15 protein-coding genes and 1 pseudogene are annotated in these 14305 nt (G+C 65.2%); 9 read left to right on the top strand and 7 right to left on the bottom strand.

Annotated features, from left to right (window positions below; genetic code table 11):
• Positions 1-130 precede the first annotated feature (130 nt).
• The gene (locus tag E4K65_RS26775) at positions 131-433 is read left to right on the top strand and encodes an HU family DNA-binding protein (protein WP_008139488.1); all 303 of its coding nucleotides are present in this window, start codon (positions 131-133) and stop codon (positions 431-433) included.
• Positions 434-503: 70 nt separating this feature from the next.
• Here E4K65_RS26775 and E4K65_RS47525 read toward each other — a convergent pair whose 3' ends face one another.
• The 4 genes from E4K65_RS47525 to E4K65_RS26760 all read right to left on the bottom strand — a co-directional run bounded on the left by E4K65_RS47525 (position 504) and on the right by E4K65_RS26760 (position 4204).
• Complete coding sequence (locus E4K65_RS47525) at positions 504-659, bottom strand: hypothetical protein (RefSeq protein WP_167771175.1); 156 nt, start codon at positions 657-659, stop codon at positions 504-506.
• 5 nt (positions 660-664) lie between these two features.
• A complete protein-coding gene (gene lon / locus E4K65_RS26770) occupies positions 665-3055 on the bottom strand; it encodes an endopeptidase La (protein ID WP_135176661.1) in 2391 nt (796 codons plus the stop codon).
• Between the two features lie 8 nt (positions 3056-3063).
• Positions 3064-3447, bottom strand: a complete 384-nt coding sequence (locus tag E4K65_RS26765; RefSeq protein ID WP_092188000.1) for an Hsp20/alpha crystallin family protein — start codon at positions 3445-3447, stop codon at positions 3064-3066.
• 187 nt (positions 3448-3634) lie between these two features.
• On the bottom strand, positions 3635-4204 hold the full coding sequence (locus E4K65_RS26760) for a YciE/YciF ferroxidase family protein (RefSeq protein ID WP_135176660.1): 570 nt from the start codon (positions 4202-4204) through the stop codon (positions 3635-3637).
• Between the two features lie 146 nt (positions 4205-4350).
• Between E4K65_RS26760 and E4K65_RS26755 the strand changes: the two are divergent.
• From E4K65_RS26755 to E4K65_RS26745, 3 genes and pseudogenes are all read left to right on the top strand, one after another.
• Positions 4351-4840 (top strand): annotated as a pseudogene (locus E4K65_RS26755) (MarC family protein).
• Positions 4841-5009: 169 nt separating this feature from the next.
• On the top strand, positions 5010-5663 hold the full coding sequence (locus E4K65_RS26750) for an L-fuculose-phosphate aldolase (RefSeq protein ID WP_209312092.1): 654 nt from the start codon (positions 5010-5012) through the stop codon (positions 5661-5663).
• A 12-nt stretch (positions 5664-5675) separates the two neighbouring features.
• A complete protein-coding gene (locus tag E4K65_RS26745) occupies positions 5676-7463 on the top strand; it encodes a chloride channel protein (protein WP_135176659.1) in 1788 nt (595 codons plus the stop codon).
• A gap of 26 nt (positions 7464-7489) precedes the next feature.
• Here E4K65_RS26745 and E4K65_RS26740 read toward each other — a convergent pair whose 3' ends face one another.
• Positions 7490-7738: a DUF2798 domain-containing protein gene (locus E4K65_RS26740; RefSeq protein WP_027546509.1), complete on the bottom strand. Its 249-nt coding sequence runs from the start codon at positions 7736-7738 to the stop codon at positions 7490-7492.
• A 295-nt stretch (positions 7739-8033) separates the two neighbouring features.
• On the opposite strand from E4K65_RS26740, the gene E4K65_RS26735 reads away from it, so the two are divergent.
• Positions 8034-8435, top strand: a complete 402-nt coding sequence (locus E4K65_RS26735; RefSeq protein WP_167771174.1) for a hypothetical protein — start codon at positions 8034-8036, stop codon at positions 8433-8435.
• Positions 8436-9841: 1406 nt separating this feature from the next.
• On the opposite strand, the gene E4K65_RS26715 is transcribed toward E4K65_RS26735, so the two are convergent.
• Positions 9842-10060 carry a hypothetical protein gene (locus E4K65_RS26715; RefSeq protein ID WP_167771173.1) on the bottom strand — a complete coding sequence of 73 codons (219 nt, stop codon included), beginning with the start codon at positions 10058-10060 and terminating at the stop codon, positions 9842-9844.
• Between the two features lie 221 nt (positions 10061-10281).
• Between E4K65_RS26715 and E4K65_RS26710 the strand changes: the two genes are divergently transcribed.
• The 4 genes from E4K65_RS26710 to uraD all read left to right on the top strand — a co-directional run bounded on the left by E4K65_RS26710 (position 10282) and on the right by uraD (position 12894).
• Positions 10282-10560, top strand: coding sequence for a hypothetical protein (locus tag E4K65_RS26710; protein ID WP_167771172.1), 279 nt, complete (start codon positions 10282-10284; stop codon positions 10558-10560).
• A gap of 90 nt (positions 10561-10650) precedes the next feature.
• Positions 10651-11064 carry a DUF3830 family protein gene (locus E4K65_RS26705; RefSeq protein ID WP_008134648.1) on the top strand — a complete coding sequence of 138 codons (414 nt, stop codon included), beginning with the start codon at positions 10651-10653 and terminating at the stop codon, positions 11062-11064.
• Positions 11065-12000, top strand: a complete 936-nt coding sequence (gene puuE, locus E4K65_RS26700; protein ID WP_135176654.1) for an allantoinase PuuE — start codon at positions 11065-11067, stop codon at positions 11998-12000. It begins immediately after the preceding gene.
• A gap of 6 nt (positions 12001-12006) precedes the next feature.
• Complete coding sequence (uraD, locus tag E4K65_RS26695; RefSeq protein ID WP_135176653.1) at positions 12007-12894, top strand: 2-oxo-4-hydroxy-4-carboxy-5-ureidoimidazoline decarboxylase; 888 nt, start codon at positions 12007-12009, stop codon at positions 12892-12894.
• On the opposite strand, the gene E4K65_RS26690 is transcribed toward uraD, so the two are convergent.
• Complete coding sequence (locus E4K65_RS26690; RefSeq protein ID WP_135176652.1) at positions 12895-14292, bottom strand: nucleobase:cation symporter-2 family protein; 1398 nt, start codon at positions 14290-14292, stop codon at positions 12895-12897.
• Positions 14293-14305: the final 13 nt, after the last annotated feature.

Raw genomic sequence — 14305 nt, 5'->3', positions numbered from 1 at the left:
GCTAAAAAGCAGGGTTTTTTGCCACAGAGGGCCAAAAAAGCCCGTAAAATCGCGACAAAACTGTGCAGAAGGCTCTAGGCCTTCGCCGGTTGGTCTAATATGCAACCGGCAACGAATCAGAGGAGACACGATGCCAGCCCAAATGTCCAAATCGCAGTTGATCGAAAAGATTGCGACCGCCACCGAGCTTTCCAAGCGCGACGTCAAGAGCGTCATGGAGACGCTGACCGACGTCGGTCACAAGGAGCTCAAGAAGAACGGCCTGTTCCTGGTGCCGGGCTTCGCCAAGTTCGTGGTCATCAAGAAGCCCGCGACCAAGGCGCGCAAGGGCACCAACCCGTTCACGGGTGAAGAGATGATGTTCAAGGCCAAGCCGGCCCGGAAGATCGTCCGCGCCCGCCCGGTCAAGGCTGCCAAGGACGCCGTGGCCTGATAAAGCAAAGGCCCCCTCGCAGGAGGGGGCCTTTTATGTTCGACGACCGCGAGGGCTGAAGCGGAGGGGTTCAGCTCTTGCGGCGCCTGCCCCGGACCGGGACCGGCTGAAGCCGCGGCTCGGGTCCCGCGAGCGCATCGCGAATCCCGTCGATGGCGCGATCGAGCAGCTGGCGCAGCCGCTGCGTCTTGCGCGATTTCTTCGCTCTTTCCAGCAGTTTCTTCATCGCATTCACTCCGCCGCTTCGACCTTGGCCTCGGCCGGCTCGAGCGCCGCGGCGATGGCCTCGTCGACGCGCTCCAGCCAGATGAATTCGAGGTTGTCCCGCGCGCTCTTCGGGACGTCGTCGTAGTCCCGCTTGTTGCGCGCCGGCAGCATGACCCGCTTCAGTCCGGCGGCGGCCGCAGCCACCACCTTCTCCTTGATGCCGCCGACCGGCAGCACCAGGCCGCGCAGCGAGATCTCGCCGGTCATCGCGGTGTCGCTGCGCACCGTGCGGTTGGTGAGCAGGGACGTCAGCGCCGTGAACATCGCAACGCCCGCGCTCGGCCCGTCCTTCGGGGTTGCGCCCGCCGGGACGTGAACGTGGATGTCGCTCTTCTCGAACAGCTGTGGATCGATGCCGAGCTGGCTGGCCTTGCTCTTCACCAGCGTCATCGCGGCCTGCACGCTCTCGCGCATGACGTCGCCGAGCTGGCCGGTCAGGATCATCCCGCCGCGGCCCGGCACGCGCGAGGCCTCGATGAACAGGATGTCACCGCCGACCGGCGTCCAGGCAAGGCCGGTGGCCACGCCCGGAATGCTGGTGCGCTGCGCGATCTCGCCTTCGAAGCGCGGCTGGCCGAGCACGGTGGCGATGTCCTTCGGGCTCACCACGATCTTGGCGGCCGTGCCTTCGGCGACCTGCACCGCGGCATGGCGGAACACCTTGCCGATCTCGCGCTCAAGATTGCGCACGCCGGCCTCGCGGGTGTAGCCCTTGACGACCAGCTTCAGCGCCTCCGGTTCGATCTCGGCCTGCTCGGCCGTCAGGCCGTTGGCCTCGAGCTGACGCCGCACCAGATAGCGCCGCGCGATCTCCAGCTTCTCCTCCTCGGTGTAGCCGGCGAGGCTGATCAGCTCCATGCGATCCAGCAGCGGACCCGGAATCTGGTCCAGCATGTTGGCGGTCGCGATGAACACCACGCGCGACAGGTCGAAGGGCACGCCCAGGTAATTGTCCCGGAACGTCCCGTTCTGCTCGGGGTCGAGCACCTCCAGCATGGCAGCGGAAGGATCGCCCTGCACGCCACGGCCCATCTTGTCGATCTCGTCCAGCATCATGACGCAGTTCCGCGTGCCGGCCTTCTTGATGCCCTGGATGATGTTGCCGGGCAGCGCGCCGATATAGGTGCGCCGGTGGCCGCGGATCTCGGCCTCGTCATGCACGCCGCCGAGACTGACGCGCACGAACGGGCGATCCATCGCGCGTGCGATGGACTGGCCGAGCGAGGTCTTGCCGACGCCGGGCGGGCCGACGAAGCACAGGATCGGCGCCTTGCCCTGCGGGGCGAGCTTGCGCACCGCCAGATATTCGATGATCCGGCTCTTGATCTTCTCCAGGCCGAAATGATCGGCATCCAAGATGCGGCGCGCTTCCTTGATGTCGATCGGCTTCTCCGCGGGCAGCTCCCAGGGCAGCTCGATCAGCCAGTCGAGGTAGGTGCGGACCATGCCGGCTTCGCCGGCAGCCTCCGGCATGCGCTCGTAGCGGCGCAGCTCCTTCTTGGCGTGTGCCTCCGCCTCCGGCGGCATGTTGGCCTTGGCGATGGCAGCGGTCAGCTCGGCGACCTCGGCCGCCTTGCCGTCGCCTTCGCCGAGCTGGCGCTGGATGGTCGCCATCTGCTCGCGCAGGATCGCCTCGCGCTGCCGCTCGTCGAAGCTGGCGCGGGTCTGCTGGCCGATCTCGTTGGAGATGCGCAGCACCTCCAGCCGCTCGGCCAGATGCTTCGACACCTTCTCGACCCGCAAGGCGAGATCGATGGTCTCCAGCACCTCCTGCTTGTCCTGCGGCTTGATGTCCATGAACGAGGTCGCCAGGTCCGCCAGCGCGCCGGGCGCTGTCGTGCCCTGGAACATCGCGGCCAGCTCGGGCGGCGCCTGCGGCAGCAGCTCGACCGCCTCGATGGCCTGGCGCTGCAGGTTCAGCGCACGCGCCTCGATCTCGGGCGAACTCGTGGTCGGCTCGGGGATCTGCTGGAAGCGCGCGGCCAGGAACGGCGTCCCCGGCAGGAAGTCGAGGATGCGCGCGCGCTGCACGCCCTGGCAGACGATGTGATGCGTGCCGTCGGGCGCGGTGATGTAGCGCACGATGTTGGCGATGGTCGCGACCCGGTAGAGATCGTCCGGCCCGGGCTCCTCGATCTCGGGGCTGCGCTGCAGGACGATGCCGACCGGCCGCTGCTCGCGCAGCGCCTGCTGCGCGGCGGCGATGGACTTCGCCCGGCCGATCGCGATCGGCGCGATGGCGCCGGGAAACAGCACCATCTCGCGCACGGGGATGATGATCAGCGCGTCGTCGGGAATCTTCACGTCGGAATTGTTTTCGGAATTGGTCTGGGTATTCATCTGTTCGGTGGCCATGATCGACCTCAGGATTTGGCGAGGCGCAGCGCGACGCAGCCGTCCATCACGAAGCGGCTGATGGCGTAGCGGCCAAGGGGAAGCGCGATGCGCCGCTCGAAGCGGCCCTGCGGTAGCTCGAGCCGGTGGATGCGGGCGTTGCGAAGCTCCGGCGGAAGCGTGCGCTGGCCGGAGATCACGAGCGCGCCGTCATGGATCACCGTCTCGACATTGTCGGGATTGACGCCGGGAAGCGCGACCAGGATCAGGAGCTCATGCTCGGTTTCGAGCACGTCGATCGGCGGCTCCCAGCAGGCTTCCTGGCGGCCGAACTGCTGCCGCAGCCGGTCGGCGCGGGTCAGCGAGTCCAGGGCTTCGGACAGCATCCAGTCGAGGGGATTTTTGGGTTGCATGGCAAGACTCGGGAAAGGCGCTGCGTTTGGAAGACCAGCATATGGGGACGGTTCCCCGGAATTCCAGCATCGCGCGTTTGGAGCATGCCTGTCCCCTCGAACCCGAGGAGGCCCTTGCAGTCAGACGCCACGACGCCGCGGAGATGTTCCGCGGCGTCGAAGGCAACAGTTAGGCGCGGCGCGCCGATCAGGCGGCGGCGCGGTATTCCTCTTCCGCTTCGAGGTTGATGACGGAGGTGGCGAGCTCGGTCAGCGTGCGATCGGTCGCCTCTTCCTCATCGAGCGTCGCCTGGAGCAGCCTGGCGGCGTCCGGCATGCCGAGCTCCTCGGCCCAGGTGCGTAGTGTGCCGTAGCGGGAGATCTCGTAGTGCTCGACGGCTTGAGCCGCGGCGAGCAGGCCAGCGTCGAGGGCGGGGGCGTTCTTGAAATCCTTCATGATCTCGGCGCCCTCGTCGGTGATGCCGTTGATCGCTTCGCAGGGCTTGCCGCGCGCGGGCTTGCCCAGCATTTTGAAGATCTGATCGAGGCGTTTGACCTGGCCCTGCGTCTCGCGCAGATGCTTGTTGAAGGCAGCGGAGAGCTGCTTGGAGTGCGCCGCCTTCGCCATCTTCGGTAGCGTCTTGATGATCTTGTTCTCGGCGAAATAGATGTCCTTCAGCGTCTCCAGGAACAGGTCGCTCAGCATCTTCGGCGCCTGACGTGGGCGGCGCGCCGCGGTCTTTTTCGCGTTCGCACGTTTCTTTGTTCGTTTGGCCATAAAAACCCTCCTCTCGAGGTGACACGGGAAGGCGATGCCCTCCTCAATCCTCGCGCGACCAAGACTCTGGGAGGGCAAATGTTCCTCGCGAAGGCCGCCTCGAGCCGATATGGATTGCGGCTCCACCTCGCGTGAGACCCACCCGCATGCTCGACTTCGCTCTGTCCGCCTTCGTGACGCTGCTGCTGGTGGTCGATCCCGTCGGCCTTGCGCCGGCTTTCCTCGCCGCGACCGGGGGCATGTCCGACACGGTCAAGCGTACGATCGCGCTGCGCGCGCCGCTGATCGCGGCCTCGATCCTGGTGGTGATCGCGCTGGTCGGAAACTGGCTGCTGCGGCGGCTCGGGATCGGCATCCCCGCGTTCCAGATCGCCGGCGGGCTGCTGCTGTTCGGCGTCTCCTACCAGATGATCTTCGGCGACCGCCCGCATCGCGAGGCCCGCGAGGCCGACAAGGCGACCTCGGAGCACGCGTCCGCTCTGCATGCTGTGCTTCCTCTCCGCGAGCCTGATCGCCCGCACCCTCGGGCGCACCGGAAATGCGGTGCTGTCGCGCGTGCTCGGCATGCTGCTCGCCGCCTATTCCGTGCAGTTCGTGATCAACGGCATCGCGGCCGTCCGGGCGAGCCTGCCGTAGGATTGCGACGATCCGTTAATCCGTTGATTCCACGGTCTATTTCGTGGAGCCGCGGCCCAGCCGGCGAAACGACGGGCGATCCGGTCGCTTTCGCTTGCGCTGCCATATTGCTTTGACGTACTTCCGGTCTGACAAACGCCCATCGCCAAGAAGCCGAGAAGAAATCGAGATGTCGATGATCGCGGACGAGCCCGCCAAGAGACAGGCCATCATCGACGCCTGCCGCCGCATGAATGCGCTCGGCATCAACCAGGGCACCTCGGGCAATATCAGCGTCCGGCATGTGGACGGGCTGCTGGTCACGCCGACCAGCGTGCCCTATGAGGCCATGACGCCCGACCAGATCGTGTTCATGGCGAAGGACGGCTCGCACGCGCCCGATCAGAGGCCGTCCAGCGAGTGGCGCTTCCACCGCGACATCCTGAAGGCCCGGCCCGACGTCAACGCCGTGGTCCATGCCCATCCGACCTATTGCACCATCCTGGCCATCATGGGCATGGAGATCCCGCCCGTGCACTACATGATCGCGGCCGCAGGCGGCGACAGCATCCGCTGCGCGCCCTATGCCACCTTCGGAACGGAGGAACTGTCGGAACACGCGGTGCGGGCGCTGGAGGGGCGGCTTGCCTGCCTGCTCGACCATCACGGCATGATCGCGATCGGCAAGACGCTGGACAAGGCGATGTGGCTCGCCGTCGAGGTCGAGACCCTGGCGCGGCAATATCACGGCTGCCTCCAGATCGGGAAACCGCCGCTGCTCTCTAGCGCCGAGATCGAGCGGGTTCGCCAGCGCATGGCCGGCTACGGCATGTCGGAAGGGTAGGGCGAGCAGAAGGTGTTCGTGCGGATCAGACATCTCGTCGATCGCAAGGGATCGAACCGCGTCATGGTTCGCCTGCGCGCGCTCCTGCGCAGCAACGAATTCTACCTGATCCCGCTCGCGCTGGTGATCGGCACGCTGGCCGGCGCCATCGTGACGCTGATGGCCGAGATCGCGCAGATTGCCCATATGCTCATCTACGGCATTCCCGTCGACGTCCGCCTGTCGGCCAACGCCTGGGTCAGCCCCTGGGCGGCGCTGATCGCGCCTGCGCTCGGCGGATTGGCGCTCGGCATCATGGAATGGTCGCGGCGGCGGATGAAGATCTCCAGCGCGGTCGATCCGATCGAGGCCAATGCGCTGCGCGGCGGCAATCTGTCGATGCGCGACAGCCTGGTGGTATCGAGCCAGACGCTGATCTCCAACGGCTGCGGCGCCTCGGTCGGCCTCGAGGCCGGCTATACCCAGATCGGCTCCGGCATCGCCTCGCTGCTCGGCAAGTTCTTCAATCTGCGCCGCAACGATCTGCGCCTGATGGTCGGCTGCGGCGCGGCCGCCGCGATCGCCGCGGCGTTCGGCGCGCCGATCACCGGCGCCTTCTACGCCTGCGAGCTGATCGTCGGCGTCTATTCGGTCAGCAGCGCCGCCCCGATCCTGGCCGCCTCGCTCGCCGGGGCCCTGACCGCGCAATGGCTCGGCGGCGCGCCGTATTCGCTGGAGATACCGAAGGTCAGCGCCGTCGGCGTCGAGCAGTACCTGGCCCTGATCGGTCTCGCCCTCATCACCAGCGGCGTCGGCATCGCCGTGATGCGGTCGTCTTCGATGTTCGAGCGCCTGTTTGCCTGGCTACCGGTCTGGCTGCGCCCGGTGATTGGCGGCCTCATCGTCGGCAGCTTTGCCATCGTCACGCCGCAGGTGCTGGCGGCCGGCCACGGTGCCATGGTGCTCGACCTCTTTCACGACATGACGATCGGCCTGGTCGCGATCATCATCGCTTTGAAGCTGACGGCCTGCCTGATCTCGCTCGCCTCGGGCTTCCGCGGCGGTCTGTTCTTTGCCTCGTTGTTCGTCGGCAGCCTGATCGGAAAGTTCTTTGCCGGAATCCTTTTGCTCATCAGCCCGGAATTCGTGATTGATCCGCTGGTCGCGATGCTGACGGGCATGGCGACGCTCGGCGTCGCCATTGTCGGCGGCCCGCTGACCATGTCGTTCCTCGTGCTCGAGATGACCCGCAATGTCGACGTCACCGCCGTCGTGCTCGCCGGTTGCATCGTCACCTCGATCTGCGTGCGCTTCATGTTCGGCCATTCGTTCTCGACCTGGCGCCTGCATCTGCGCGGCGAGACCATCCGCAGCGCCAACGACGTCGGCTGGCTGCGTAATCTGACCGTCGAGCGCCTGATGCGCTCCGACGTCGGCAAGGTCCCGTCGACCACGACAATCGCTGCCGTCCGGCGCGAATTCGCGCTGGGCTCGCGGCCCGGAATCGTCATCGTCAACAATGCGGATGAATATGTCGGCCTCGTCCTGCTGCCCGATCTGTTCTCCAGCGACCTCGACACCATCGCCGACGACATCCAGGTGATCGAGCTCGCCCGTCTGATCGACATCGTGCTGATCCCGGAAATGAACGTGAAGTCGGCGATGGCGGTGTTCGACGAGGCGGAAGCCGAGATGCTGGCGGTGGTCGATTCCACCGACAGCCGCAAGGTGGTCGGCTTCCTCACCGAGAACTTCGCCCGCCGCCGCTATGTCGAGGAGATCGACAAGGCGACGCGCGGCGTGCTCGGGGCGCTGTCGTAGAGCGCGATGCCAAGCGCTTTTCCGGTTCACTGAGACGGAGAAGCAACGACGCACGCCACGATGCGGCGGACCAGTGGCAACACCATCAGCAGCGTTGGAAAGGCGACCAGCCATGACAGCGCCCAGGCGCCCGGCCAAGTCGCGAGGAAGGCCGGCGTTGCGCCGAGGCTTCGAAGCGTCGAAATGACCGACACCACGGCCGTCATGAGGATGGACAGCACAAAAGGCATTACGATCGGCGCATAGCGCGCCGGCAGTTTGCGAACCGCAATCATCTGATTTCTCTTACGGAAAAGGACGCGTCAGTCACGTTGAACCCTGCAAATGGCATCGATCCCGACGGCGTCGGTTGATGCGTTGGTTCACGTGAAACGCTTACGGCGACCGAAAAACGGCGCGGCTGTTCATTATCCGCTCAGGTTGAGTGGTTCAAGCTGCATCTGGTCGTTCGGTTTACAATCGTTCAAAGCGTGGCAGATTGCCGCGATCACGAACCATTTCAGCGGTTTGCGCATTATATATCGTTTGCATAGGTCAATTTGGGCGAGAGCAGAGGAAGGTCAAAACAAAATGAGTGATGGACCGATGAATTCCGCGGCTGGCCGCAGCATTGTACTGGCCGCGGTCGCCAGCCTGGCACTGGTCGCAACCTCTGCATCGCCCTCGGCTGCCGCGTCCGCGGGACCGGCCAAGGCGGTGTCCGCAAAGGTCGTCACGGCGGGGCAGGCCGCCTCCGACGTCACCGATTTCAGCGCAGCCCGACGTCGCTACTATCGACGCGGACCGAACGCTGCGGGCCTTGCGGTCATGGGTGCCGCGGCGGGCATCATCGGCGGGGTGATCGCCGAGCAGCGGCGCCGCGAGTACTATGAGGACAACTATTACTATGGTCAGCGTCCTTACTACGGCGGCCCGGGCTACTACGGCGGCGGTCCCTACTACGGCCAGCGCTATTATTATCAGCCCTACTAGGCGGTCGTTTTCGCCTTGGCCTGGACGGAGTGCAATCCGAGGTCATCGTCAGATCCGCGGGAAGGTTCACCGATTTCGCCAAAGGGGCGGTGCTTTGCACCGCCCCTTTGTTGCTTCGGGGACGGGCTGGCCCGCCGTCCGTCCTGTTTCGCCCGCCTGTCAATGCCCTTCCATGAATATATTCCGCTTTACCGAAATTCGGATTTGTCGTATGTGTCGCCCATCCCGGCTCATCCTTGAGGGGCGATCATGTGGTCGTCATTTTCGCGAGCCGGGCTTGCGGTGGACGCGGCAGCGTCGGGCGCGAGAGGCCAAGGGCAGGGCGGATTGCTCTCCGTGAGCCCAAGGCTGCGTGCCAGACGAGCGGCGCTGTCAGGTTCGTCTCGTTTGTAAGTTTCCGGCTCCGTCGACAGGGCTGGGAAGACTGCGGCGAAATGGCGAGCCGTGCGTACGGCAAAACCGTGTGGTCCTGGCCGTCGTTGCTACGGTCAAGCCTTGGCGGAGGCGGCAGTCGCGTCAACCGGCGCGGCGTCGGTGAATTCCGCGAAGGCGAGGGAGGCCAGAACGAACTCGGCTCCCGGGAGAGCACGGCATAAGCCGTCCAACCACTGCGCAGGGAAGGCCGAGTGATTGGCTACACCTGTATGCTGCTGTGCGGTTTCTTCGCACCACCTCGCGCAGCAGACCGCGGGTGCCAGGTCAGCACCCGGCCTTCCCTGCGCCCTCTTGGACAAAGAGGGTGGAGCGACAAAACAAAGCTCGGGCGAAATCCGCCGCGAGGCTGCGAAGGCGTGTCTGCATCCAACTGCTCGCTGTCATCGCCCGGCTTGACCGGGCGATCCAGTACTCCGAGACAGTTGTGGTTCAGCCGAGAGATCGCAGCGTACTGGATTCCCCGCCTTCGCGGGGAATGACAGTTGTATTTGGAGGACGACGTCGATGCCTCATGCTCCGTCATTGCGAGCGAAGCGAAGCAATCCAGAATCCCTCCGTGGAAAGACTCTGGATTGCTTCGCTCCGCTCGCAATGACGGTGTGGAGACAGTTCGCCCAACACTCGGCGTCATCGCCCGGCTTGACCGGGCGATCCAGTACTCTGAGACGGCGGTGATTGAATCGAGAAGCTGCAGCGTACTGGATTCCCCGCCCCAGTGCGCACAAGGCTGGGAATGACAGTTGTATTTGGAGGACGACGTCGATGCCTCATGCTCCGTCATTGCGAGCGAAGCGACTTGTCCCGAAGCTCTAGCGAAGGCGGAAGCAATCCAGAATCCCTCCGTGGAAAGACTCTGGATTGCTTCGCTCCGCTCGCAATGACGATGTGGAGGCGGCGAGTCCCAATTCATCACGGTCACCCCCGCGTTGCGCGGGGGTGACCGTGATGGAGATGGTGAGATCGTCCACCTTCTACCGTCCCGCCGGTGCCGACATGGCGCCGTTGGTGTAGCGCGACCAGTCGGGCGTAGTTGGCTGCGACGGCCAGAGCGCGGCGTTGGAGTCGCGCACCGATTGGGTGATGGGGGCCGGTTGTGCCTTGCGGCCGTGGTGGCGGTCGCTCGCAGCGGCGGTCTGGATGGTGGCGGCGGCAATCAGCGTGGCGCCGAGAATGGCGAAAGTTTTTTGCATCGTTGTTTCTCCCGTGACGACGCTCCGGCTGTGAGAAATGTGTTCGTCGTCGCGGCTGACATGGCGATGGGACCTGGCGAATATCAGCGGCGCCACCTTCACGTTGCGGCGAGCCATTTTTCTGGTCCCGGCTAAATATTCGGCAATAGGCCGGTCGGGCCCGATGGACTTGCCCCCGGCAATCCGGTTGAATGGGGCGAATTGGTTTTCAGGCGACAACGATGTCGAAATATCTGCTGGTCCTTCTCCTGATCGCGGCGCCGGCTGCGGCGCAGGTCAAGCCCACTCCGAGGAGTTCGGCGGCGCATCCGGACCCCTGCGCGCCGATCGGGCGGACCGCGGACGGCAAGCTGGTCTACTCGATGAAATGCGAGAACCTTCCCGCACCGCCTCCACCCCCGCCGCAGGCGGAACTCAAGGAGGCGCCGCCGCCTGTCGCCGAGCCCGAGCCGGAAACGCGGCGGAGCGGCATTTTCGGCTGGTCCTACGACCGCAGGTGAGGTGTCGCGCCCCTTGCGCGAAGCCCGATGGAATGCTCTTTGCTTGAAAGTTCCCCGTGGGGCCTTTAGCCCCCGATCCAGAGAGATGAGATGAGCAAACTCGTTATCCGTGCCGGCGACTACACCTTCGATGCCCGCTTCGAGGAGCAAGCGGCGCCCAAGACCGTTGCCGCGTTCCGCAAGGCCATGCCGTTCGAAAGCCACATCATCCACGTGCGCTGGAGCGGCGAGGCGGTGTGGATGCCGCTCGGCGACCTCGATTTCGGCGTCGGCTATGAGAACCACACCAGCTATCCCGCGCCCGGCCAGATCATCCTCTATCCCGGCGGCATCAGCGAGACCGAGATCTTGATGGCGTATGGCGGCGTGAGCTTCGCGAGCAAGATGGGCCAGCTCGCCGGCAATCACTTCATCACGGTGACCTCGGGGCTGGAGAATCTCGCGACGCTGGGCAAGAGCGTGCTGTGGAAGGGCGCGCTGCCGATCCGCTTCGAGGAAGTCTGAGTGACTGATACCCGCTACCCGCGCGATCTCCGCGGCTACGGCCGCAACCCGCCGCATCCGCAATGGCCGGGCAACGCGCGGGTTGCGGTGCAGTTCGTCGTCAATTTCGAGGAGGGCGGCGAGAACAACATCCTGCACGGCGACCGCGCCTCGGAAGCCTTCCTGTCCGACGTGCTCGGCGCGCAGCCCTGGCCGGGCCAGCGCCACGCCAATATCGAATCGATGTTCGAATATGGCTCGCGCGCCGGCTTCTGGCGGCTGTGGCGGATGTTCAACGAACGGAAGTGGCCGACCACCGTGTTCGGCGTCGCCACCGCGCTGAAGCGCAATCCGGACATCGTTGCCGCGATGAAGGAGTCCGGCTGGGACATCGCGAGCCACAGCCTGAAATGGATCGAGCACAAGGACATGACCGAGGCGCAGGAGCGCGCCGAGATCGCCGAGGCGATCCGCGTCCACCTTGAGGCGACCGGATCGCGGCCGCTCGGCTGGTACACCGGACGCTCCTCGATCAACACCAACCGTCTCCTGATGGAGGAGGGTGGCTTCCTCTATCTCTGCGACTCCTATGCCGATGATCTGCCCTATTGGGTCAAGGGCGCCAGGGGCAAGCAGCTCATCATCCCCTATACGTTAGACGCCAACGACATGCGGTTCATCAACCCGCAGGGCTTTGCCGAAGGCGAGCAGTTCTTCACCTATCTGAAGGACGCCTTCGACGTGCTCTACGCCGAAGGCGAGGCCGCGCCGAAGATGATGTCGGTGGGGCTGCACTGCCGCCTCGCCGGCCGGCCCGGTCGCGCCGCGGGGCTGATCCGCTTCCTGGATTACATCGGCAAGCACGAGCGCGTCTGGGTGCCGACGCGGCTCCAGATCGCGCAGCATTGGCACGACAAGCACGCGCACCTGGCCGCCGACGCGTTCGAGATCGGGTAAGCTACGATGTCGCAAATCCCGCTCGCCGATCTCAACGCCGCTGACAAAGCCGGCTTCGTCGCGGCGCTCGCCAATGTCGTCGAATATTCGCCGTGGATTGCGGAGAAGCTCGCCGGGCAGCGGCCATTCACCGGCATCAACCAGTTGCACACCGCGCTGATGGCAGCGATCCAGAGCGCCGAACCCGACGTGCAGCTGGCGCTGATCCGGGCGCATCCCGATCTCGCCAACAAGACCCAGCGCGCCGCGGGCCTCACGGCGGAATCGACCGACGAGCAGAACAGCGCCGGGCTCGACCGGCTGTCGGACGCCGAATATGCCGCGTTCGAGCGCGTCAACAATGCGTACCGTGAAAAGTTCGGCTTCCCCTACATCGTCTGCGTGCGCCGCCACACCAAGGATTCCGTGCTGCGCGACTTCGAGACGCGGCTGCTCAATATTGCCAAGACCGAGACGCGACGTGCGATCGAGGAGATTGGCCGCATCTCGGCGCTGCGGCTCGATCAGCTCGTCGTCGCCGACGACAAGCTCAAGGTGCACGGCCGGCTCTCGACGCATGTGCTGGACAACCACGCCGGCAAACCTGCGCCCGGCATCCCCGTGGAGCTGATCGAGCTCGCGAGTCTCGGCGAGAGCCGCGTCATCGCGCGCACCGTCACCAATGCTGATGGGCGGACCGACCAGCCGCTGATCGGCGGGCGCCCGCTTCCGATCGGCCGCTACGAGCTTCGCTTTCGCGTCGCCAGATATTACGCCGAGCGCAACGTGCCGCTGTCAGAGCCGGCGTTCCTCGACGAGATCCCGCTGCGCTTTGCGATCAGCGAGCCGGAAAACCACTACCACGTGCCGCTGCTGGTCACGCCCTGGAGCTACGCGACCTATCGCGGCAGCTAGCTAGACATGTTGTGCCGATGATGCGGCTGCCGCTGCATCTGTCTCGGCCGCAGCGCCACCGCTCAAGCCGTTGAAGAAAGCATTGAGCAGCACCGAGACCACCGCACAAAGCAGAATGCCGGACTCCAGCAACGGCTGGAGATCATGCGGCAGGTTCCGAAAGAATCCGGGCGCGGCGAGCGGGATCAGGCCGAAGCCGATCGAGATCGCGACGATGAAGAGATTGTAGCGGTTGGTGCGGAAATCGACCGAGGTGAGGATGCGCGCGCCTGTTGCCGCGACCATGCCGAACATCACGAGGCCCGCGCCGCCGAGCACGACCAGCGGCACCGCCTCGACCAGCGCCGCGAGCTTCGGCAGCAGGCCAAGCCCGAGCATGATGCAGCCGCCCGTCACCGTCACCCAGCGCGAGCGCACGCCGGTGACTGAGACCAGGCCGACATTCTGCGAGAACGAGGTGTAGGGAAAGGTGTTGAAGATGCCGCCGAGCAGCGTCCCGACGCCGTCAGCGCGCAGGCCCCGGCTCAGGGCTTCGCGGTCGACCGCCTTGCCGGTGATGTCGCCGAGCGCGAGGAACATGCCGAGCGACTCGATCATCACCACGATCATGACGACGCACATGGTGACAACAGGCACCAGATGAAATTGCGGCATGCCGAAGCGGAAGGGGATCACCAGCGCGCCCCAGGAGGCGGCAGTGACCTTGTCGAAATGCATCACGCCCAGAATGGTTGCGAGTACGGCGCCGGCGACGATGCCGAGCAGCACGGAAACGTTGGCGAGGAAGCCGGTGCCCCATTTGATCAGGCCGAGGATGAAGAGCAGCACGAACAGCGAGATGCCAAGGCCCTGCAATTGCCCATAGGCTGGATTGGGAAAGCTGCCGGCGACGCCATCGACCACCTTCGTCAGCGTCGGCAGGCCGCCGCCGGCCCAGTTGATGCCGACCCGCATCAAGGAGATGCCGATGACGAGAATGATGCTGCCGGTGACGACGGGCGGAAACAACGGCAGCAGCCGGCTGACGAAGGGCGCGGCGACGATGCCGAAGATGCCGGCGGCGATGACGGAGCCGTAGATGCCGAGCAGGCCGATATCGGGTGCGACCGCCATCGAGAGCATCGGTCCGACCGAGGCGAACGTCACCCCCATCATCACCGGCAGGCGGATGCCGACGCCGGGAAAGCCGAGGCATTGGACCAGCGTCGCGATCCCGCAGGCGAACAGGTCGGCGCTGATCAGGAAGGCAACGTCCTCCGGCGGCAGCTTCAGCGCGCGTCCGATGATCAGCGGCACCGCGACCGCGCCGGCATACATCACCAGCACGTGCTGGAGCCCGAGTGCGAGCAGGCGCGGGACCGGCAGGACCTCGTCGACGGGATGGACCTCGCTGCTCATGAATGAATCCCCC

Origin of the sequence: Bradyrhizobium niftali (assembly GCF_004571025.1) — a bacterium.
In the GTDB taxonomy this organism is placed as follows: domain Bacteria; phylum Pseudomonadota; class Alphaproteobacteria; order Rhizobiales; family Xanthobacteraceae; genus Bradyrhizobium; species Bradyrhizobium niftali.
This window is presented reverse-complemented; position numbering and strand designations above follow the sequence as displayed.

Coding starts and splice junctions, on each gene's coding strand:
- lon (WP_135176661.1), bottom strand. CDS start 3,055: ATGGCCACCGAACAGATGAATACCCAGACCAATTCCGAAAACAATTCC.
- E4K65_RS26750 (WP_209312092.1), top strand. CDS start 5,010: ATGTCGATGATCGCGGACGAGCCCGCCAAGAGACAGGCCATCATCGAC.
- E4K65_RS26735 (WP_167771174.1), top strand. CDS start 8,034: ATGAGTGATGGACCGATGAATTCCGCGGCTGGCCGCAGCATTGTACTG.
- E4K65_RS26715 (WP_167771173.1), bottom strand. CDS start 10,060: ATGCAAAAAACTTTCGCCATTCTCGGCGCCACGCTGATTGCCGCCGCC.
- E4K65_RS26740 (WP_027546509.1), bottom strand. CDS start 7,738: ATGATTGCGGTTCGCAAACTGCCGGCGCGCTATGCGCCGATCGTAATG.
- E4K65_RS26775 (WP_008139488.1), top strand. CDS start 131: ATGCCAGCCCAAATGTCCAAATCGCAGTTGATCGAAAAGATTGCGACC.
- E4K65_RS26710 (WP_167771172.1), top strand. CDS start 10,282: ATGTCGAAATATCTGCTGGTCCTTCTCCTGATCGCGGCGCCGGCTGCG.
- uraD (WP_135176653.1), top strand. CDS start 12,007: ATGTCGCAAATCCCGCTCGCCGATCTCAACGCCGCTGACAAAGCCGGC.
- E4K65_RS26760 (WP_135176660.1), bottom strand. CDS start 4,204: ATGGCCAAACGAACAAAGAAACGTGCGAACGCGAAAAAGACCGCGGCG.
- E4K65_RS26765 (WP_092188000.1), bottom strand. CDS start 3,447: ATGCAACCCAAAAATCCCCTCGACTGGATGCTGTCCGAAGCCCTGGAC.
- E4K65_RS26705 (WP_008134648.1), top strand. CDS start 10,651: ATGAGCAAACTCGTTATCCGTGCCGGCGACTACACCTTCGATGCCCGC.
- E4K65_RS26690 (WP_135176652.1), bottom strand. CDS start 14,292: ATGAGCAGCGAGGTCCATCCCGTCGACGAGGTCCTGCCGGTCCCGCGC.
- E4K65_RS47525 (WP_167771175.1), bottom strand. CDS start 659: ATGAAGAAACTGCTGGAAAGAGCGAAGAAATCGCGCAAGACGCAGCGG.